The organism is Plantactinospora alkalitolerans, assembly GCF_015690345.1.
Lineage (GTDB): Bacteria > Actinomycetota > Actinomycetes > Mycobacteriales > Micromonosporaceae > Plantactinospora > Plantactinospora alkalitolerans.
This window is the reverse complement of record NZ_JADPUN010000404.1, coordinates 20,787-39,656: the sequence shown is the minus strand read 5'-3', so window position 1 is coordinate 39,656 and position 18,870 is coordinate 20,787. Positions and strand designations below refer to the sequence as shown.

Here is an 18,870-nt window from a genome sequence, read left to right as displayed (position 1 = left end):
CCACCCCCCGGGTACGGACCACCCCCCGGGTACGGACAACCGCCCGGGTACGGACCACCTCCCGGGTACGGACAACCGCCCGGGTACGGACAGCCACCCGGGTACGGACAGCCACCCGGGCAGCCGGCGGCGCCTCCGCCGACCACCAAGCGCATTCCGGAGGACCAGCCGTTCGTGGTACGTCCGAACGCGCTCAAGCGGGGCCTGCTGCTCGGCGCGGTCGCCGTGCTGCCGCTCAGCCTGATCATCTGCGTCGTCGGAGTCGGCCTGCTGAACTCGGACACCTCCGGTGCCTCCGACAGCGGCGCCGTCCTGGGTGCGCTCGCCTTCTTCGGCTGCATGCTGCTGCTGATCGCGGCGCCACTCGGCTTCCAACTGTGGCTCATCGCCTCGGGCGGCCCCGTGATGGCGGTCGGCCCGGCGGGCATGTGGATCAAGACCCGCCCCACCCGGGGCCAGGCGATCTGGCTGCCCTGGGAGGGGATCGCGCACATCTCGCGGCGGCGCTGGAGCCTGGAGAAGATGGTGGTGGTGAAGCCCCGCGACCCTCGGGCGGACAGCAACCTGGGCGCCTTCACCGCCGTCGACGCCGGCCTGTTGAAACTCTTCTACGGCTCCGGCTTCACCGCGACGCTCAACTTCGCCGACAAGCCGGAAGCGGAGATCATGGCGGCAATCACCCACTTCAGCGCCGGTCGCTGCACGATCACCTGGTAGTCAGCGCCGGTCACTGGTGATCAACCCCGCACCGGTGACCGGTGACCGGCGCCACCGCGGACCGGGCCGGCCGGGCCGACGGCGGCCCGGTGAGCAAGCTAACGATCACCGGGCCGCAGTTCGGCCCGGCGCAAGCACGCTCCGCTGACCTGCGCTTACCTCCGGACGGATACGCTTGGTGGGTGTGCGGCGGCGATCGGTTCGGCGCGGACCACGTTCGCGTCGGCGACCGGCCGCCGATAACATCCACGGTGTCGGACAGCGCTGTCCTCCGTACTCGATCAAGGAGCGCACAGTGACCGACCAGCATGATCACGACGGCCCGGACGCGGCGCTGCGCGCTGACATCCGCCGGCTCGGCAAGCTCCTCGGTCAGACCCTCGCCCGGCAGGAGGGCCCGCCGCTCCTCGACCTGGTCGAGGAGGTCCGCGCCCTGGTCCGGCACGACGCCGAGGCCGCCGCCCAGCGCCTCGGGGCGATGGACGTGACCACCGGCACCAAGCTGGCCCGCGCCTTCTCCACCTACTTCCACCTCGCCAACATCACCGAGCAGGTACACCGGTCCCGGGAGCTGCGCCGGCAGCGGGCCGCGCACGGCGGCTGGCTGGACCAGGCCGCCCGGCTGATCCACGAGCGGGGGGTGCCGCCGGAGGAGATCGCCTCGGCCGCCCGCAGGCTCGCCGTCCGCCCGGTCTTCACCGCCCACCCGACCGAGGCGGCCCGCCGGTCGATCCTCTCCAAGCTGCGCGCCGTCGCCGACGAACTCGACGCCGAGGCGGCGGCCGCCATCCTGTACGGCGCCAGCGACGAGGGACCGGCCAACCGGCGACTCGCCGAACTGCTCGACCTGCTGTGGCAGACGGACGAGCTGCGGCTCGACCGGCCGGATCCGACCGACGAGGCCCGCAACGCCATCTACTACCTGCGGGACCTGTACGCCGAGGCGGCACCGCAGGTGCTCGACAACCTCGCCGACACCCTGCGCGGACTCGGCGTGGAGACCGCGCCGACGGCCCGGCCGCTGACCTTCGGTACCTGGATCGGCGGGGACCGGGACGGCAACCCCTTCGTCACCCCGCAGGTCACCCGGGACGTGCTGCTGATTCAGTACGAGCACGGCATCCAGGCCACCGAGGCGGCGATGGAGTCGCTGATCAACGAGATCTCGGTCTCCCGGCGGCTGCGCGGAGTGTCGCTCGACCTCTCCGCCAGCCTCGCCAAGGACCTGGACGCGCTGCCCGAGGTGCCGGCCCGGTTCCGCCGGGTGAACGCCGAGGAGCCGTACCGGCTCAAGGCGCGGTGCATCCGGGCGAAGCTGGCCAACACCCGGCGCCGGCTCAATCAGGGCACCCCGCACGTGCCGGGCCGGGACTACCGGGGCTCCGCCGACCTGCTCGCCGACCTGGAACTGATGCGCGCCTCGCTGGCCCGCAACTCCGGCCAGCTCACCGCCGTCGGCCGGCTCGCCTCGGCGATCAGGACGGTCGCGGCGTTCGGCCCGCACCTGGCCACGATGGACATCCGGGAGCACGCCGAGGCGCACCACGCCGTACTCGGGCAGTTCTACACCCAGGTCGGGGAGGTACCCGACTACGCGGCGCTGAGCCGTACCGAGCGGACCAAACTCCTCGCCGAGGAACTGGCCGGACGCCGTCCGCTGTCCACCATGGACACCCCGCTGACCGAGGCGGCCAGGAAAACCTTCGACGTCTTCGGCACCATCCGGGAGGTCCAGGAGCGGTTCGGCGTCGAGGTCATCGAGTCGTACGTCATCTCGATGACGCTCGGCGTGGACGACGTACTCGCCGCGGTGGTGCTGGCCCGGGAGGCCGGACTGGTCGACGTGCACACCGGCCGCGCCCGGGTCGGCTTCGTCCCGCTGCTGGAGACCCCGGCCGAACTCGACGCCGGCGGCGACCTGCTCGACGAACTGCTCTCCCTGCCGGCGTACCGGTCGCTCGTGGCGGCCCGGGGCGACGTGCAGGAGGTGATGCTCGGCTACTCCGACTCCAACAAGGAGGCGGGGATCACCACCTCGCAGTGGTCCATCCACCGCGCCCAGCGCGCGCTCCGGGACGTGGCCGCCCGGCACAACGTACGGCTGCGGCTCTTCCACGGCCGGGGCGGTACGGTCGGCCGGGGCGGCGGGCCGACCCACGAGGCGATCCTGGCCCAGCCGTACGGCACGCTGGACGGCGAGATCAAGGTGACCGAGCAGGGCGAGGTCATCTCCGACAAGTACACCCTGCCGTCGCTGGCCCGGGAGAACCTGGAGTTGACCCTGGCCGCCGTGCTGCAGAGCACGCTGCTGCACACCACTCCGCGCCAACCGGCCGAGGCGCTGGACCGGTGGGACTCCACGATGGACGTCGTCTCCGGTGCCGCGTACCGGTCGTACCGGTCACTGGTCGAGAACCCGGACCTGCCCGCGTACTTCTGGGCCTCCACCCCGACCGAACTGCTCGGTGCGCTCAACATCGGCTCCCGGCCGGCGAAACGCCCCAACACCGGAGCCGGACTCGGCGGGCTGCGCGCCATCCCGTGGGTCTTCGGCTGGACCCAGACCCGGCAGATCGTCCCCGGCTGGTTCGGCGTCGGCTCCGGGCTGGCCGCCGCCCGCGAGGCCGGAATGTTCGACGTCCTCTGCGAGATGCACCGGGCCTGGCACTTCTTCGGGACGTTCCTGTCGAACGTCGAGATGATGCTGAGCAAGACCGACCTCAACATCGCCCGGCGGTACGTCGAGACCCTGGTGCCGGAGCCACTGCACCCGATCTTCCACACGATCGAGGCGGAGTACGAGCTGACCAAGCGTGAGGTGCTGGCCATCACCGCCTCACCCGCGCTGCTGGAGAACTCGCCCGTGCTGCAACGTACGCTCGCCGTCCGGGACACCTACCTGGAGCCGCTGCACCACCTCCAGGTCGCCCTGCTGCGGCAGTACCGCGACTCGGGAGCCGCCGGGCGGGCCATGGCCACCGCGCCGGGCGGTCGACGCGCCCCCGGCGACGGCACGGCACTCGAACGCGCCCTGCTCACCACCGTCAACGGCATCGCCGCCGGCATGCGCAACACCGGCTGACCGCCGAACCGGGCCGGGATGGGCCGGGATGGCCAGAACTGGCTCGAATGGCGTCGCTGAATCCGCCCGGAACCGGCGGAACGGCAGAACTGGTGGGCGGCGCGGCGCCGGACCCGGCGCGCAGGAACCGGGACGACCGGCAGTCAGCTCGGTCGCCCCGGCCCGCTTCGTCGACGACCGACCTGCTACGCGTCCACGACGTTCCAGTAGGACCACACCGCCGGCGGTCCGCAGACGGCGCGAAGGCTGTACGTCCCCGGTGCCGGCAGCACCGGGCTGTACCCACGGATCAGCGGGTCGGTGCATTCCAGGTAGATCTGGATCGCACCGGTGTAGACGTAGCAGTAGAAGTCGATGGAGTAGCCCGGCGGGTAGTACCCGTAGTAGCAGTTGAACTGCGACACGGTGGCGGTCTTGTTGGACGCACTGAACGGCGTCATCCGGGACAGGTCGGGCTTGGTCTTCTGGATGGTGAACATCTCCGTGGCCACCGGGTGGCCCTTGCCGGCGGCGAGGTCGCCGGCAGGTGCGGGTACGGGTGCCGGCGCCGGTGCTGGCGCCGCAGAGGCTGGTGTCGCGACGACGGCGCACGCTGCCAACGTGACCAGTGCGGCTACCGCCAGTCGTAGTGTGGTTGGGATGCCGGACCTCGATCCGGCGAAGGGTCGACTCATGTGGCCAGCTCCTCGGTCGGGTTCCGATGGGGCGAGTCCGCCATCGGAAGAACCCGACTATGGCGCCCGGCACTGGACAGGATCTGGAGCGCGACTGGAGGGACTGGATCCGGAACGGCCCGTCCGGTCAGCTCGTCTCGCCGGCCACGCTGAACGAGCGGAGACGGTCGATGGCGAGCACGGTGAAACCGATGGTGAAGACACCGGACATCACGATCGCCACCGGCAGCGACACCCTGCCCTCCAGCAACGTCGTCGGCGCGATCGTGTCGGCCACCGTCATCACGTAGTGCTGGATCGACAACACCGTCGTACCGCTGACCACGTTGCCGAGCAGACCCTCCCAGATCAGCACGTACACCAGGCCGAGCAGCACGGGACGGCGGGTTACCAGGCTGAGTGCCAGGAACAGGGCCGAGTAGACAAGCGCACCGACGGCGGTGGCCGCCGCCAGCCCCAGCCCGAACCGGATCGAATTGGCCAGCACCCCGGCGACGTAGAGCGGAATGGCCGCGGTCAGCGCGGTGACCAGCGTGGCCACCCCGAGCTTGGGCAGCACGATCTGCCAACGGGGCAACGGCTTCGTCAGGACGTGCACCAGGGTTCCGTCGTCGATCTCGGAACCCAGCACCGCGGTGCCGACGATGAGCGCGATGACGGGCAGCACCACCCCGAGGCCGAGGCCGTAGATGATCGGCGATCCCCACTGACCCGGGTCGACCCCGGCGGCCCGGGACATCGCCGCCAGCAGGACCAGCAGCATCGGCAGCGGGAACAGCAGCAGGAACCGCCGGCGGCCGAAGAGACCGCGTGCGGTGATCCAGGAGATGGTCGTCACCGGTCTCACGCCTCCACAAGGTAGGAGAAGACACTCTCCAGGGATTCGTCCGAGGGCAGCAGCCGGCGTACCCGGATGCCCGAAGCCAGGGCGATCTTCGGCAGGGCCCGGGTGAAGCTGCCGTAGTCACCGGCCCTGACGGTCAGCCCGTCACGATCGATGTCCACGCCGTTGACCGACGGCTGACCCATCAGCTCGACCGCCAGCCGCCGGTCGTCGCTGGACTGCACCGCGAAGACGTGCGGCCGGTTGGTCATCAGCCGCCGGATGGTCCGGAAATCGCCGGAGGCGGCGAGCCGGCCCGAGACGATCACCTGGACCGTGCCGGAGACCTGCTCGACCTCCTCCAGGATGTGCGAGCTGAACAGGATGGTCCGGCCGGCACCGCCGAGCGAGTGCAACAGCTCCATCATGTGCATCCGCTGCCGCGGATCCATTCCGTTGAACGGCTCGTCGAGCAGCAGCACCTCGGGATCGTGCACGAGCGCGGCGGCGACCCGGGCCCGCTGGCGCATGCCCTTGGAGTAGGTGCCGACCCGGCGGTCCTGGGCGTCGGCCAGTTCCACCAGGTCGATCGCCCGCTGCGCCGCCGCCTCCGGCTGGGCCAGCCCGTGCAGCCGGGCGCTGGCCAGCACGAACTCGTACGCGCTGAGGAAGTCGTACACGGCCTCGCGCTCGGTGACCAGGCCGAGCCGGCGGTACACGGCGGGGTTCCGCCAGGTGGGTTCACCGCCGAGCGTCACCGTGCCCCGGGAGGGGGCGAGGAACCCGGCCATCATGTGCAGCACCGTGGTCTTACCGGCACCGTTCGGTCCCAGCAGCCCGGTCACCCCGGTGCCGAGACTCATCGACACGTCGTTGACCGCCACCACGTTGCCGTACCAGCGGGACACGCCGTCGAGGTCCACGTTCGTCATGCTGAGCGACCTTTCATTCCCGACCGGCTTCCGGCACGCGCGCTTCTCGCGCTCATTTGGAGGCAACCTTCCGGTAGCGGGCGAGCAACAGCAGGACGCAACCGGTGACCAGAGCGACCGCGACGATGGCGTACAGCGGGCCGTAGCCGCCGATACCGGCCTCGCCGGTCGACTCGAACACCCAGTCGCCGAGCCCGCTGACCAGGCTGACCGGGCTGGCGAGGCCGGCAAGCTGGTTCGCGGTCGCATTCGGCATCAGGGTCAGCACCACCACGACCGGGGTGGTGAGCATGAAGGCACCCACGATCGCTCCGGCCGCGATGGCGCGCCGCCGGATCAAGGACGAGATCAGCAGCGCCACGGCGCCGAAGACCACCGCATGGACGACGACGTAGGCCAACGCCCCCAGGTAGCTGCCGAACTCGTCCCACACCAGGCCGACCTCGCCCACGGTGAACGCGGCGCCGACGAACATCACCGTGATCGGCCCGGCCAGCAGCAGGAATGTCGCGCAGACCAGGGACGCCAGCCGGGCCAGCGCGTAGTCGGCGCGGTGCAGCGGGCGGGCGAAGTACAGCGGCATCACGCCGCTGTGCAGGTCGCGGGAGGCGAGTTCCGGTGCGACGATGGCGCAGAAGAAGATGATCAGGATCGTCAGTACCTCGGGAAACTCGGCGTAGCGCAGCACCACCTCGCCGGTCTGGGCCCGTACCGCGGTCAGCACCACGGCGACGACTCCGACCACCCCGACCACCAGCCACGGGAAGATCTTCGCCTTCGCGGTGCGGCCGAGCCCGAAGGCGGCCCGTAGCCCGTGCAGGAACAGCGCACCGACGATGTGTCGCCGGCCGAGCCGGGGACCGGAGTACCGCTGGTAGCCGATGTCGTGGATGACCCCGGTCGGCCGGGCGGCCGGCTGGGCGTCGAGCGTGGTCACTGGAGTCCTCCCGTGGTGGTGCCGGCGTCGGCCAGGTCGGCCGGCTCGGCCGGCTCGGCCGGCTCGGTGGGCTCGGTGGGCTCGGTGGCGAAGAGCTCCGCGACCCGGTGCCGCCGCTGGTCGAGCCGGTGCAACGGCAGGTCCAGCTCGGCGACCGCGGTCAGGATCAGGTCGTACGTCGTGTCGTCGACCAGCGGTACGAGCAGCAGTTGACCCTCGGCGCGTACCGACAGGCCGGCCTCGGTCAGCCGGGCGGCCAGTTCCTCGGTGCCCTCGCTGACCTCGATCGAGAGCACCTCGGTCACCGTCGTCATGTCGGAGAGTTGCGCGGACCGGAGCAACCGGCCGCCCTCGATCGCGACGAGGGCGTCACAGATCCGTTCGACCTCGCCGAGCAGGTGCGAGCAGACCAGTACGGAGATGCCGAACTCGGTGCCGATCCGCTCGATCAGGGCGAGCATGGCGTCCCGACCGGCCGGATCCAGCCCGTTGGTCGGTTCGTCGAGCAGCAGCAGGTCCGGATCGTGCACCAGCGCCTGGGCCAGCTTGACCCGCTGCTTCATCCCGGTCGAGTAGCCGCCGATCTGCCGGTAGCGCTCCTCGTAGAGGCCGACGTGCCGCAGCGTCTCGGAGGCGCGCTCCCGGGCGGTCGTCCGGGGCAGCCCACTCATCCGTCCCATGTGCGTGACGAACTCGGCGGCCGACAGGTCCGGCGGGAGGCAGTCGTGCTCGGGCATGTAGCCGACCCGGGTCCGGACCTCGTGCCCGTCCACGGTCGGATCGAGCCCGAGCACCCGGGCCTGCCCGCCGCTCGGGCCGAGCAGACCCAGCATGATCTTGATGAAGGTCGACTTGCCGGCCCCGTTGGCGCCGACCAGTCCGACGATTCCCGGCTCTACGGTGACCGTCAGGTCGGACAACGCGGTCACCTGATTGCCGTACGTCTTGGTCAGCGACTGGGTCGCGATCAGCGTCACGTCGCCACCCTAGAGCCCGGAGGCCCGGCAGGGGGTCCGGGACGGACCCTGAGGGTTCCCTGATCCTTTGCGGGCGCCCCTGATCCGGCCCGGCCGGACGGACAAAACCAGCCAACCCGGTGCCTCGGGCCACCGATCCGGATTGCCCCGTCATTCGGCGCTTCCGATCTTCCCTCGGTTGGGTAATCTCCTCGTGGCCACTGATCGAATACGGTGTTGCCGATCGGGGCGTCCAATCGGGAGTGGCGGTCTCGACCGATCAGCGGCAGGCTGGGAAACTGTGGGCCGGCGGGGTAGTGGGGAGTGCGATGAGCAACGGGTGGGTGCTGCCCGACGAGTTGCTGCGTGACGCTCCGGCGTACACGCCGCGTCCCTTTGAGCTGGCCGACCTGGAGTTGCTGCTCTCCGGGGCGTACGCCCCGCTCGACGGCTTCATGGGTCGCGCCGATCTGGCCTCGGTGGCCCGGCGCGGACGACTCGCCAACGCCACTCCCTGGCCGGTACCGGTGACCCTGCAGATCCCGCCCGAGCTGACCAAGGGCCTCGACCTGGCCAATCCGGCGGAGCGCGGACTGGTCCTCACCGATCCGGAGGGGGCGCCGATCGCGCTGCTGGAGGTCACCGACCTCTGGCCGAACCGGCAGGGCGCGTACGGCGTCGGCGGTCCGGTCCGTCGGATCGGCGACGGCGGGCACGGCCCGTTCCAGCGGCTGCGCCGGGCGCCGGGCGAGGTCCGCGAACTGCTGCCGCCGGGCCGGGTGCTCGGGGTGATCGCCGACCGGCCGCTGCACCGCCCCCAGCTCGCGCAGATCGCCCACGCGGTCCGGACGCTCGCCGCCCACCTGCTCATCATCATCCCGGTCGCCGACGGCAGTCCGGACGGGCTGTCGCCGGAGGTACTGGTGCGGAGCGTGTTCGGGGCGCGTGACCGGATGCCGCCCGCCACCATCGTCGCGGTGCCGATCGCCCGACGCGGCGACGAGGTCTGGGACGCACTGCTCCGGGCCCGGGTGGCCCGCGCCTACGGGGTGACCCACGTCCTCTCCACCACCGAGATGCTCACCGGCGGCGGGCTGCGGATGCTGGTGCCGCGCGAGTTGGCCTACGACAACCGGGACGGCCAGTGGCGGTGGCGGGACGACATCCCGCCCCGCAACCGGCGACTGGCGCTGAGCCAGGAAGAGATCGACGACCTGCTCGACCGGGGCTTCCCGTTGCCCGAATGGCACACCCCGCCGGCCGTGGCCCAGGAGCTGACCCGGGCCCGGCCACCCCGTCGGCACCGAGGTCTGGTGGTCTTCTTCACCGGGCTCTCCGGCTCGGGCAAGTCGACGATCGCCCGGGGCCTGGCCGACGCGCTGCGGGAAAGTGGAGACCGGACGGTGACCCTGCTCGACGGCGACGTGGTCCGGCGGGAACTCTCCGCGGGCCTCGGCTTCGGCCGGGCCGACCGCGATCTGAACGTTCGCCGGATCGGCTGGGTCGCCGCCGAGGTGGCCCGGCACCGGGGCCTGGCGATCTGCTGCCCGATCGCCCCGTACGCCCGGGCCCGGTCCACCGCCCGGGAGATGGCCCGGGCCGCCGGTGCCGGGTTCCTGCTCGTCCACGTCGCCACCCCGCTGGCGGTCTGCGAGCAACGGGACCGGAAGGGCCTGTACGCCAGGGCCCGGGCCGGTCAGCTCACCGGGATGACCGGCATCGACGACCCGTACGAGGAACCGACCGACGCCGACCTGGTGCTGGACACCACCGACCTTCCGGTCGAGGACTGCATCCGCACAGTCCTCACCCGCCTGACGGAAACCGGCTGGGCAGAACCCCGCCTCCAACCCGCCTGAGGTGTAAGGAAGGGCCCCTTCTTATCGCTTTCTGCATAGGAAGGGCCCCTTCTTAACACCCCCACCCGAGCGCTAGTGTGCGTATCTGTTGGATTGCGTGCGAGCGCGTTGGAGGCGGTGTGGGAAGTCTGGTGCCGGGCATCGACGGCCTGAGCTACGGCGGCGACTACAACCCCGAACAGTGGCCCGAGCAGGTGTGGCCGGAGGACGTCGCGCTGATGCGGGAGGCCGGGGTCAACCTGGTCACCGTCGGCGTCTTCGCCTGGGCCTGGCTGGAACCGGCCCCGGGGCGGTACGCCTTCGACCGGCTGGACCGGATCATGGACGGGCTGCACGCCGGCGGGATCAAGGTCTGCCTGGCCACCGCCACCGCCTCGCCACCGCCCTGGTTCTCGTACGCACACCCGGAGACCCTGCCGGTGGACGCCGACGGTCGACGACTCACGTACGGCAGCCGGCAGGCGATCTGTGCCAGCTCCCCCGGGTACCGGCAGGCCGCACTGGCCCTGACCGAGCAGCTCGCCCGGCGGTACCACGACCATCCCGCGCTGGCCGTCTGGCACGTGCACAACGAGTACGCCTGCCACAACGCGCACTGCTACTGCGACACCTCGGCCGAGGCGTTCCGGAGCTGGCTCCGGCACCGGTACGGCGACCTCGACGGCCTCAACGCGGCGTGGGGTACGGCGTTCTGGTCGCAGACGTACACCGACTGGGCGCAGGTGCAACCGCCCCGGGCCACTCCGACCTCGTCGAATCCCGGGCAGGTGCTGGACTTCAGGCGGTTCGGTTCGGACGAGCACCTGGCCTGCTTCACCGCCGAACGGGACGTGCTGCACCGGCTCTCCCCCGGCGTACCGGTGACCACCAACCTGATGACGGCGAGCTGCGTCGACCTGGACCACTGGGACTGGGGCCGGGAACTCACCGGCCCGGACCGGCTGCTCTCCAACGACCACTACCTGCTCGGTGAGCACCCGCTCGAACCACCGGCACAGATCGCCTTCGCCGCCGACCTGAGCCGGTCGCTGGCCGGTGGCCCGTGGCTGCTGATGGAGCATTCCACCAGCGCGGTCAACTGGCAGCCCCGCAACCTGGCCAAGCCGGCCGGACAGCTCGTCCGGGACGCGCTGGCACACGTGGCGCGGGGCTCGGAGGGCGCGCTCTTCTTCCAGTGGCGGGCCAGCCGGGCCGGGTCGGAGAAGTGGCACTCGGCGATGCTGCCGCACGCCGGAACCGACTCGAAGATCTGGCGCGAGGTGGTCCAACTCGGCGGGCACCTGCGGGCGCTGGCCGAGATCGAGGGCTCCCGGACCGAGGCGGACGTCGCGGTACTGCTCGACTACGGCAGCGTCTGGGCCCAGGAGGCGGTCAACCAGCCCAGCCGGGACATGGTCGCGTTCGACGAGATCCGGCGCTGGCACAGCGCGCTCTGGCGGGCCGGGATCACCGCCGACCTCGCCCGGCCCGGCGCCGACCTGAGCGGCTACCGGCTGGTGCTGGCCCCGGCGCTCTACGCGGTGGACGACGCGGGGATCGACAACCTCACCGGGTACGTCCGGTCCGGCGGCACCCTGGTCGTCGGCCCGTACAGCGGGTTGGTCGACGAGCATGACCAGGTCCGGCCGGCCCCGCTGCCCGGCGCCTTCGCCGAACTGCTCGGCATCCGGGTCGAGGAGTTCTTTCCGCTGCCCACCGCCGGCACGGTACGACTCGACGACGGCGCCACGGCGACGGTCTGGACGGAGGCGCTGACCACACCGGACGCCGAGGTGCTGGCCCGGTACGCCGACGGGCCCGTTCCGGGTGGTCCGGCGATCACCCGGCGGACCGGTGCCGGCGGACCGGCCTGGTATCTCGGGACCCGACTGGACGACGCCGCGCTCGGTCGCCTGCTGACGACCGTGGCGGACACCGCCGGTGCCCGGCCCACCCAGGTACCCGTACCCGGCATCGAGGCGATCCGGCGACGGCACCCGGACGGACGGTCGTACCTGTTCCTGCTCAACCACGGCGACCAGCCGGCGGAGGTCGACGCGGCCGGGGTCGACCTGCTCACCGGCGTCCGGTGGACCGGCCCGACCAGGGTCGAACCGCACGGCGTCACCGTGCTCGCCGGAAGGGAAGCCGGCGCGGAGCCGCCCGCCGGAGCCAGACACTGATGCTGGCCCAGCAACGCCAGGAGGCGATCCTGGGCCGCGTCCGCACCGCCGGCGGGGTCCGGGTCACCGAACTGGCCGCCGAGTTCGGCGTCTCCGACATGACGATCCGGCGTGACCTGGAGGCGCTGGCCGAACGCGGCCTGCTGGCCAAGGTGCACGGCGGAGCGACCACGGCCCGGCCCGGCTCGACCGACGAGCCGGGTTTCGCGGCCAAGTCCGTCCGGCAGCGGGCCGAGAAGGCCGCCATCGCGCGGGAGGCCGCCCGGCTGGTCACCCCGGGCATGGCGGTCGCGCTCTCCGCCGGTACGACCACCGCCGAACTCGCCCACCGGCTGACCGGGATACCGGCGCTGACCGTGGTCACCAACTCGATCCCGGTCGCCGAGATCCTGCACCGGTCCGGGCGCCCGGACCAGACGGTGGTGCTCACCGGCGGGGTACGCACACCGTCCGACGCGCTGGTCGGGCCGGTGGCGGTCGCGGCGATCCGGTCGCTCCACCTGGACCTGGTCTTCCTCGGCGTACACGGAATGAGCGAGCGGGCCGGCTTCAGCACGCCGAACCTGTCCGAGGCCGAGACGAACCGGGCACTGCTGGCCTCGGCGGACCGGCTGGTGGTACTCGCCGACCACACCAAGTGGGCGACCGTCGGCATCTCCTCGTTCGCCGACCTGGCCGAGGCGCACACCGTGGTCACCGACGCCCGCCTGCCCGAACCGGCCCGGGAGGCCCTGGCCGCCCAGGTCACCGAACTACTGATCTGCGAGCTGGCGGCATGAACGGACGAGGCGGGGAGGTGGCATGAGCGAGCGGAACCCCTCGACTCGGCCCGGCATGAGGCGTACGTCGGTGAAGCTCGCGGACGGGCGCGAGCTGATCTACTTCGACGAGCGGTCGGACGCGGTCCGGGAGGGGCCGGACCGGCGGGACCTGCCGCCGCCGCCACCCGCCTCGCAACTGCGGTACGACCCGCTGGTCGACGAGTGGGTGGCGATCGCCGCCCACCGGCAGAGCCGGATCTTCCTGCCGCCCACCGACCAGTGCCCACTGTGTCCGTCCACTCCGGACCGCCACAGCGAGATCCCGGCGTACGACTACGACGTGGTGGTCTTCGAGAACCGCTTTCCGTCCTTCAGCGACCGGCCCGGAGACCCGCCCGGACAGGTCACCCCGTACACCGCGCTCCGGCCGGCGGCGGGGCGGTGCGAGGTGGTCTGCTTCACCGCGGACCATCACGCCTCGTTCGGCACCCTTGCGCCGGCCCGGGTCCGCACCGTACTGGAGGCGCTCGCCGACCGCACCGCCGCGCTTTCCGGGCTGCCCGGCGTGGAGCAGGTGTTCTGCTTCGAGAACCGGGGCGTGGAGATCGGCGTCACCCTGCACCACCCGCACGGTCAGATCTACGCGTACCCGTTCCTGCCACCGCGCAGCCGGGCGATGCTGACCGCGGCGCAGCGGCATGCGGAACGTACCGGCGGACGGAACCTGTACGCGGACGTCCTCGCCGCCGAGCGGGCTGCCGGGGACCGGGTGGTTGCCGAGAACGAGCACTGGACGGCGTACGTGCCGGCCGCCGCCCGCTGGCCGTTCGAGGTGCATCTGGCTCCACACCGGCCGGTGCCGGACATCCCGGGGCTGGACGACGCCGAGCGGGACGCCTTCGGACCGCTCTACCTCGACCTGCTGCGCCGCCTCGACGCGCTCTTCGACCGGCCGCTGCCGTACATCTCGGCCTGGCACCAGGCGCCGGTGCACGCCGCGCCGGGCCTGGGTCACCTGCATCTGCAGGTGTTCAGCATCCGGCGGGCGGCGGACAAGTTGAAGTACCTGGCGGGGTCGGAGTCGGCGATGGGCGTCTTCATCAACGACATCCCGCCGGAGCGGGCGGCCCAGATGTTGCGGGACCTCGCCTGAGGCGATCAGGACCAATCTGTCGGATGCTGGCTAGGCTGCCGCCATGGCCCACTCGACAACCCCGACAGGTGCACGCGGACTGGTCACGGCGATGGCGGCCCGGGTGGCCGCGGCCGAACTGCCCGGCCTGGTCACCCTGGTCGCCCGAGGCGACGACGTCCACGTCGACCCGATCGGCACGCTGACCCTCGGCGGCACCGCGCCGATGCGTCGCGACACGGTCTTCCGGATCGGCTCGATGACGAAGCCGGTGCTCGGAGTGGCCACGATGATGCTGGTGGAGGACGACCGGCTCGCCCTCGACGACCCGATCGACCGTCTGCTGCCGGAACTGGCCGGCCAGGCCGTGCTGCGCCGGGTCGACGGCCCGCTCGACGACACCGTCCCGGCCCGTCGTCCGACCACTGTCGAGGACCTGCTGACGTTCCGGATGGGTTTCGGCCTGATCTTCGAGCCGAGCTTCCAGCCGCCGTACCCGGTCGTCACCGCGGCCCGCGAGCGGCAACTGCGGATCGGGCCGCCCGACCCGCGTACGCCGCACGACCCGGACGAGTGGATCAGACAGTTCGGGACGCTGCCGCTGCTGCACCAGCCCGGCGAGCGGTGGCAGTACGACAGCGCCGCGCTGGTGCTGGGGGTCCTGGTCGCCCGCGCCGCCGGGCAGTCGCTGCCGGACTACTTCCGGACCCGGATCTTCGAGCCGCTCGGCATGGCCCAGACCGGCTTCTCGTTGCCTGCCGAGGACCTCGACCGGTTGCCCGGCTACTACGCGACCGACCCGGAGACCGGTGCGCTGACGGAGCAGAAGTCCTCCACACCGGGCGAGTGGGCCGAGCCGCCGGTGTTCCCGTCCGGCGCGGCCGGCCTGGTCTCCACCGCGGACGACTATCTGGCGTTCGCCCGGCTGCTGCTGCACCGGGGGGTCCACCGGGGTGAGCGGCTGCTGTCGGAACGCTCCGTCGAGTTGATCACGACCAACCACCTGACGCCGGAGCAGATCGCCGGGGGCGGGCCGGTGCTGGACGGGCAGGGTTGGGGCTACTGCCTGGCGGTCAGCACCGGGTCGGACGAGGCGTCTCCGGTGCCGGGCCGGTACGGCTGGGACGGCGGCTACGGCACGTCCTGGTTCAACGACCCCCACCGGGACCTGATCGCGATCGCGCTGACCCAGACCGTCGATTTCCTGTTCAACGGTGGGCTGACCGAGTTCCAGCGGCTGGCCTGACGGGCCGCGCCCGGCTGATCTGACGGGCCGTGCCGGGCTGGCCTGGCGGGCCGCGCCCGGCTGGCCCGACAGGTCGACCCGCCGGCCCGACAGGTCGCCCGGCTGGCCCGACAGGTCGCCCGGCTCTCGGACGACACTGTCAGGCGGCGGCCGGCAGGCTGACCGTGACGACGAGGCCGCCACCGTCGCGGGGTTCGGTGTGCGCCGTGCCGCCGTGCGCCAGGGCGACCGCCCGGACGATCGACAGTCCGAGCCCCGCACCGGGCGTGCCGGCGGCCAGCCGGTCGGTGACGAGCCGACGGAACGGCTCGAACAGCCTCGGCACCTCGTACCCGGGTACGACCGGCCCGGTGTTGGCGACCCGCAGCACGACCGTACCGTCCGGCCCGGCGCCACTGCTGATCCGTACCCAGCCGTCCTGCGGGACGTTGTGCCGTACCCCGTTCTCGACCAGGTTCTGCACCAGCCGCTCAAGCAGGACGGAGTTGCCGGTGACCGGTGCCTCGGCCGCCTCGACGTGTACGGCGACCGGGCCCGGCGGTACCTGCGCGACCACGTGCTCCACGACGTCCGCCAGGTCCAGATAGGCGCGGTCGGCCACCTCACGTTCGGACCGGGCCAGCAGGAGCAGCCCGTCGATCAGCCGCTCGTGCCGGGCGTTGACCGCCAACAGCGTCGTGCGAAGCTGGCGTAGTTCCACGGACGCCGTGTCGGCGTCCACCGCGACCTCCAGCAACGTCCGGTTCAGGGTGAGCGGCGTACGCAGTTCGTGCGAGGCGTTGGCGATGAACCGCCGTTGGCTGTCGAAGGCATGGTCGAGCCGTTCCAGCATCACGTCGAAGGTGTCGGAGAGTTCCTTGATCTCGTCGGGTGGACCGGTGAACGCGATCCGCTCGTGCAGGCCACGATCGGCGTCCGGGGCACCGGCGATACGTCGGGCCGTCTCGGTCACCCGATGCAGCGGCTGGAGCAGTCGGCCGGCGATCAGCCAGCCGAAGGCGATCGCGGCGGCACCCACCACACCCAGAGCGATCCCGCCCTGGGTGAGGAGGGCGTCGAGGGCGTCCTGCCGCGTCTCGACGGCCGCCCGGTTCACCTGTTCCAGATTCCCCGCCGGGTACGGCGGGTCGGCATCACCGGACCGCGCTGGTGGCGACGTCTGCTGGCCGTTCACCAGTCCCGGGTCGGTCTGCCGGGCACCGGCCGACCCCGACCCCGACAGCGACCCCGACACCGTGAAGGACGGCCGGTCGGGCAGCCGCTGCGAGACGAGGGCGTACGTCACCCCGAGCAGCAACAGCCCGGCGAGCAGGAAGAGTCCGCCGTAGACCAGCGTCAGCCGGGCCCGAATGGTCAGCCTCGTGGACGACATCCGGTTCACGGGATCCGGTACCCCACTCCCGGTTCGGTCACCACGAGCGGAGGATCACCGAGCTTGCGTCGCAGTTTGAGGATCGCCATCCGCACCGCGTGGGTGAACGGATCCGCATTCTCGTCCCACGCCTTCTCCAGCAACTGCTCGGCGGAGACCGCGGCACCGTCGGCGCGGAGCAGTTCGGCGAGGACCGCGAACTCCTTACGGGACAACGGGACGTACCGGCCGTCGCGGTAGACCTCGCGGCGGTGCTGGTCGAGGCGTACCCCGGCGCGTTCCAGGATCGGCGGCGCGGCCGACCGGGACCGCCGGCCCAGCGCGCTCACCCGGGCGGCCAGTTCCCGGAACGCGAACGGTTTGGGCAGATAGTCGTCCGCGCCCAGGGCCAGTCCGGTGACCCGGTCGTCGATCTCGGCGGCGGCGGTGAGCATCAGCACCCGTACCGGGGATGCCTGTCGGGTGATCGCCCGGCACACCTCGTCGCCGTGCACGACCGGCAGGTCACGGTCGAGCACCACCACGTCGTAATCGTGTACGCCGATCCGTTCCAGCGCCTCGCCGCCGTCGTGCACCACGTCCACCGCGTGGGCGACCCGGCGCAGCCCCTGGGCGACCGTGTCGGCGAGCAGCCGTTCGTCCTCGACCAGCAGGATCCGCATGTCTCCATGGTGATCCGGACCAGGTCACCTCGGCGTCAACCTTTTCTGTCCGGGTCACCTCGGCGTCAACCTTTTCTGTCCAGGTCACCTCGGCGTCAACCTTTTCCGTCCGGGTCACCTCGGCGTCAACCTTTTCCGTGACGGCCGGGAAAGGTCGGTCCGGTTCTACTTCCACCGGTGGCCGGCGACCCCGTCCGGCCCGGACAGCAGGAGGTGGACGACGATGCGGAGAAGGACGAGGCTGGTACTCGGTCTGCTGCTCGCCCTGACGGTAACCATGGCCGGTTGCGGCCCGGCCGACGACGGCGGCGACGGGGTGGCCACCGCGGGTGGCAGTGCGACCGGCGCCACCGGAGCGAGTCCGGAACCGAAAGACCGTCAGGGCCAGCAGGAGGAGTTGCTGCGGTTCGCCCGGTGCATGCGCGCCAACGGCGTGCCGGAGTACCCGGACCCGGAGTTCGACGGCGGTGCGGTCGGCCTGTCGCTGCCGGAGGGTACGGATCGGCAGAAGGTCGACGCGGCGCAGCAGAAGTGCAAGCAGCACCTGCCCAACGGTGGTGAGCCGGTGAAGGTGGACCCGGCGGCGCGGGAGCAGACCCGGGAGTACGCGAAATGCATGCGCGCGAACGGCGTACCGAAGTTCCCGGACCCCGACGAGAACGGTGGGATCAGCATCGAGGGCGGCCCCGACCTCGACCCGAGGTCCGAGGCCTTCCAGGCGGCCGACCGACAGTGTGCGAAGCACCGACCGCTGGGACCGTCCGGGACCACGGACGACGGCGGCAACCGGAGCGACAACGGCTGAGCGGGCCGGATCAGTCCCACCGAGCCGGGCTGACAAAATATACGTTCATGGAGCAACGGGTTCATTTCATCACGGTTGCGACGCTCGATCTCGACGCGGCCCGACGGTTCTACGTCGACGGTCTGGGCTGGTCGCCGACGCTCGACGTACCGGACGAGATCATCTTCTTTCAGCTGGCCCCGGGCGTGGTGCTCGGCCTCTTCGACGCGGACGCGTTCCTCGCCGACATCGACGCCGGGTCCGGACTCGCGGCCGCGCCGAGTGGATTCACCCTCTCGCACAACGTCGACAGCCCCGAGGAGGTCGACCGGGTGTTGGGCCGGGCCCGCGACGCGGGGGCCCGGATCGTCAAGCCGGGGCGGCAGGCCGCCTTCGGCGGCTACCACGGATACTTCGCCGACCCGAACGAGGTGTTGTGGGAGGTCGCCCACAACCCGGGCTGGCGGGTCACCGACGACGGGACCGTCGTCCTCGGCGCGATCGAGGAGTCGGCCATCGAGTAGTCCGCCATCGAGGAGTGCAGGGTCGAGGAGTTCGGGGTCGAGGAGTTCGGGGTCGAGGAGTTCGGGGTCGAGGAGTTCAGGGTCGAGGAGTTCAGGGTCGAGGAGTAGCCGGCCGATCGGGAGCGGGCCCGATCCGACGGTCGCCCGCGCCGCGGTGACCATGGTGGTCGAGTGGTCCACCGGTCGAGTGGTCGAAATGCCGGCGGGTGCGCCGCCCAGAACGAGGGCGCGGGGGGCCCGGGACAGG

General features: G+C 71.5%; 15 protein-coding genes and 1 pseudogene. 9 read left to right on the top strand and 7 right to left on the bottom strand.

Annotated features, from left to right (window positions below):
• Window positions 1-174: 174 nt before the first annotated feature.
• Together I0C86_RS39430 and ppc are read left to right on the top strand one after the other, a co-directional pair.
• Window positions 175-717: a hypothetical protein gene (locus I0C86_RS39430; protein WP_196206412.1), complete on the top strand. Its 543-nt coding sequence runs from the start codon at window positions 175-177 to the stop codon at window positions 715-717.
• A 295-nt stretch (window positions 718-1,012) separates the two neighbouring features.
• Window positions 1,013-3,799 carry a phosphoenolpyruvate carboxylase gene (gene ppc, locus I0C86_RS39425; RefSeq protein ID WP_196206411.1) on the top strand — a complete coding sequence of 929 codons (2,787 nt, stop codon included), beginning with the start codon at window positions 1,013-1,015 and terminating at the stop codon, window positions 3,797-3,799.
• A 185-nt stretch (window positions 3,800-3,984) separates the two neighbouring features.
• Here ppc and I0C86_RS39420 read toward each other — a convergent pair whose 3' ends face one another.
• The 5 genes and pseudogenes from I0C86_RS39420 to I0C86_RS39400 all read right to left on the bottom strand — a co-directional run.
• Window positions 3,985-4,473: a hypothetical protein gene (locus I0C86_RS39420; RefSeq protein ID WP_196206410.1), complete on the bottom strand. Its 489-nt coding sequence runs from the start codon at window positions 4,471-4,473 to the stop codon at window positions 3,985-3,987.
• 127 nt (window positions 4,474-4,600) lie between these two features.
• The gene (locus tag I0C86_RS39415; protein ID WP_196206416.1) at window positions 4,601-5,311 is read right to left on the bottom strand and encodes an ABC transporter permease; all 711 of its coding nucleotides are present in this window, start codon (window positions 5,309-5,311) and stop codon (window positions 4,601-4,603) included.
• A gap of 5 nt (window positions 5,312-5,316) precedes the next feature.
• Window positions 5,317-6,228, bottom strand: a complete 912-nt coding sequence (locus I0C86_RS39410) for an ABC transporter ATP-binding protein (protein WP_196206409.1) — start codon at window positions 6,226-6,228, stop codon at window positions 5,317-5,319.
• Window positions 6,229-6,280: 52 nt separating this feature from the next.
• Window positions 6,281-7,165 (bottom strand): ABC transporter permease, encoded by an 885-nt coding sequence (locus I0C86_RS39405; protein ID WP_196206408.1) that lies wholly within the window; start codon window positions 7,163-7,165, stop codon window positions 6,281-6,283.
• A 74-nt stretch (window positions 7,166-7,239) separates the two neighbouring features.
• Window positions 7,240-8,142: pseudogene (locus I0C86_RS39400) on the bottom strand (ABC transporter ATP-binding protein); the annotation flags it as partial.
• Window positions 8,143-8,450: 308 nt separating this feature from the next.
• Between I0C86_RS39400 and cysC the strand changes: the two are divergent.
• The 5 genes from cysC (at window position 8,451) to I0C86_RS39375 (ending at window position 15,281) form a co-directional block, all read left to right on the top strand.
• Window positions 8,451-9,980, top strand: a complete 1,530-nt coding sequence (gene cysC, locus I0C86_RS39395; RefSeq protein WP_196206406.1) for an adenylyl-sulfate kinase — start codon at window positions 8,451-8,453, stop codon at window positions 9,978-9,980.
• 119 nt (window positions 9,981-10,099) lie between these two features.
• Window positions 10,100-12,142, top strand: a complete 2,043-nt coding sequence (locus I0C86_RS39390; protein WP_323374135.1) for a beta-galactosidase — start codon at window positions 10,100-10,102, stop codon at window positions 12,140-12,142.
• Entirely contained in the window at window positions 12,142-12,921 is a 780-nt protein-coding gene (locus I0C86_RS39385; protein WP_196206405.1) for a DeoR/GlpR family DNA-binding transcription regulator, read from the top strand. Before I0C86_RS39390 ends, I0C86_RS39385 begins: the two co-directional genes overlap by 1 nt.
• Before the next feature lie 55 nt (window positions 12,922-12,976).
• Window positions 12,977-14,056, top strand: a complete 1,080-nt coding sequence (galT, locus tag I0C86_RS39380; RefSeq protein WP_196206414.1) for a galactose-1-phosphate uridylyltransferase — start codon at window positions 12,977-12,979, stop codon at window positions 14,054-14,056.
• A gap of 43 nt (window positions 14,057-14,099) precedes the next feature.
• A complete protein-coding gene (locus tag I0C86_RS39375; protein WP_196206404.1) occupies window positions 14,100-15,281 on the top strand; it encodes a serine hydrolase domain-containing protein in 1,182 nt (393 codons plus the stop codon).
• 139 nt (window positions 15,282-15,420) lie between these two features.
• On the opposite strand, the gene I0C86_RS39370 is transcribed toward I0C86_RS39375, so the two are convergent.
• The gene (locus I0C86_RS39370; RefSeq protein WP_196206403.1) at window positions 15,421-16,653 is read right to left on the bottom strand and encodes a sensor histidine kinase; all 1,233 of its coding nucleotides are present in this window, start codon (window positions 16,651-16,653) and stop codon (window positions 15,421-15,423) included.
• A gap of 5 nt (window positions 16,654-16,658) precedes the next feature.
• Window positions 16,659-17,315, bottom strand: coding sequence for a response regulator transcription factor (locus I0C86_RS39365; protein WP_196206402.1), 657 nt, complete (start codon window positions 17,313-17,315; stop codon window positions 16,659-16,661).
• A gap of 223 nt (window positions 17,316-17,538) precedes the next feature.
• On the opposite strand from I0C86_RS39365, the gene I0C86_RS39360 reads away from it, so the two are divergent.
• Both I0C86_RS39360 and I0C86_RS39355 read left to right on the top strand, forming a co-directional pair.
• Window positions 17,539-18,120: a hypothetical protein gene (locus I0C86_RS39360; protein ID WP_196206401.1), complete on the top strand. Its 582-nt coding sequence runs from the start codon at window positions 17,539-17,541 to the stop codon at window positions 18,118-18,120.
• A 47-nt stretch (window positions 18,121-18,167) separates the two neighbouring features.
• Complete coding sequence (locus I0C86_RS39355; RefSeq protein ID WP_196206400.1) at window positions 18,168-18,623, top strand: VOC family protein; 456 nt, start codon at window positions 18,168-18,170, stop codon at window positions 18,621-18,623.
• Window positions 18,624-18,870 lie beyond the last annotated feature (247 nt).

What these genes read in the sequence shown, in the direction of transcription:
- I0C86_RS39365 (WP_196206402.1), bottom strand. Translation starts at nt 17,315, where the DNA reads ATGCGGATCCTGCTGGTCGAGGACGAACGGCTGCTCGCCGACACGGTC.
- I0C86_RS39370 (WP_196206403.1), bottom strand. Translation starts at nt 16,653, where the DNA reads ATGTCGTCCACGAGGCTGACCATTCGGGCCCGGCTGACGCTGGTCTAC.
- I0C86_RS39385 (WP_196206405.1), top strand. Translation starts at nt 12,142, where the DNA reads ATGCTGGCCCAGCAACGCCAGGAGGCGATCCTGGGCCGCGTCCGCACC.
- I0C86_RS39360 (WP_196206401.1), top strand. Translation starts at nt 17,539, where the DNA reads ATGCGGAGAAGGACGAGGCTGGTACTCGGTCTGCTGCTCGCCCTGACG.
- I0C86_RS39420 (WP_196206410.1), bottom strand. Translation starts at nt 4,473, where the DNA reads ATGAGTCGACCCTTCGCCGGATCGAGGTCCGGCATCCCAACCACACTA.
- cysC (WP_196206406.1), top strand. Translation starts at nt 8,451, where the DNA reads ATGAGCAACGGGTGGGTGCTGCCCGACGAGTTGCTGCGTGACGCTCCG.
- I0C86_RS39410 (WP_196206409.1), bottom strand. Translation starts at nt 6,228, where the DNA reads ATGACGAACGTGGACCTCGACGGCGTGTCCCGCTGGTACGGCAACGTG.
- galT (WP_196206414.1), top strand. Translation starts at nt 12,977, where the DNA reads ATGAGGCGTACGTCGGTGAAGCTCGCGGACGGGCGCGAGCTGATCTAC.
- I0C86_RS39355 (WP_196206400.1), top strand. Translation starts at nt 18,168, where the DNA reads ATGGAGCAACGGGTTCATTTCATCACGGTTGCGACGCTCGATCTCGAC.
- I0C86_RS39375 (WP_196206404.1), top strand. Translation starts at nt 14,100, where the DNA reads ATGGCCCACTCGACAACCCCGACAGGTGCACGCGGACTGGTCACGGCG.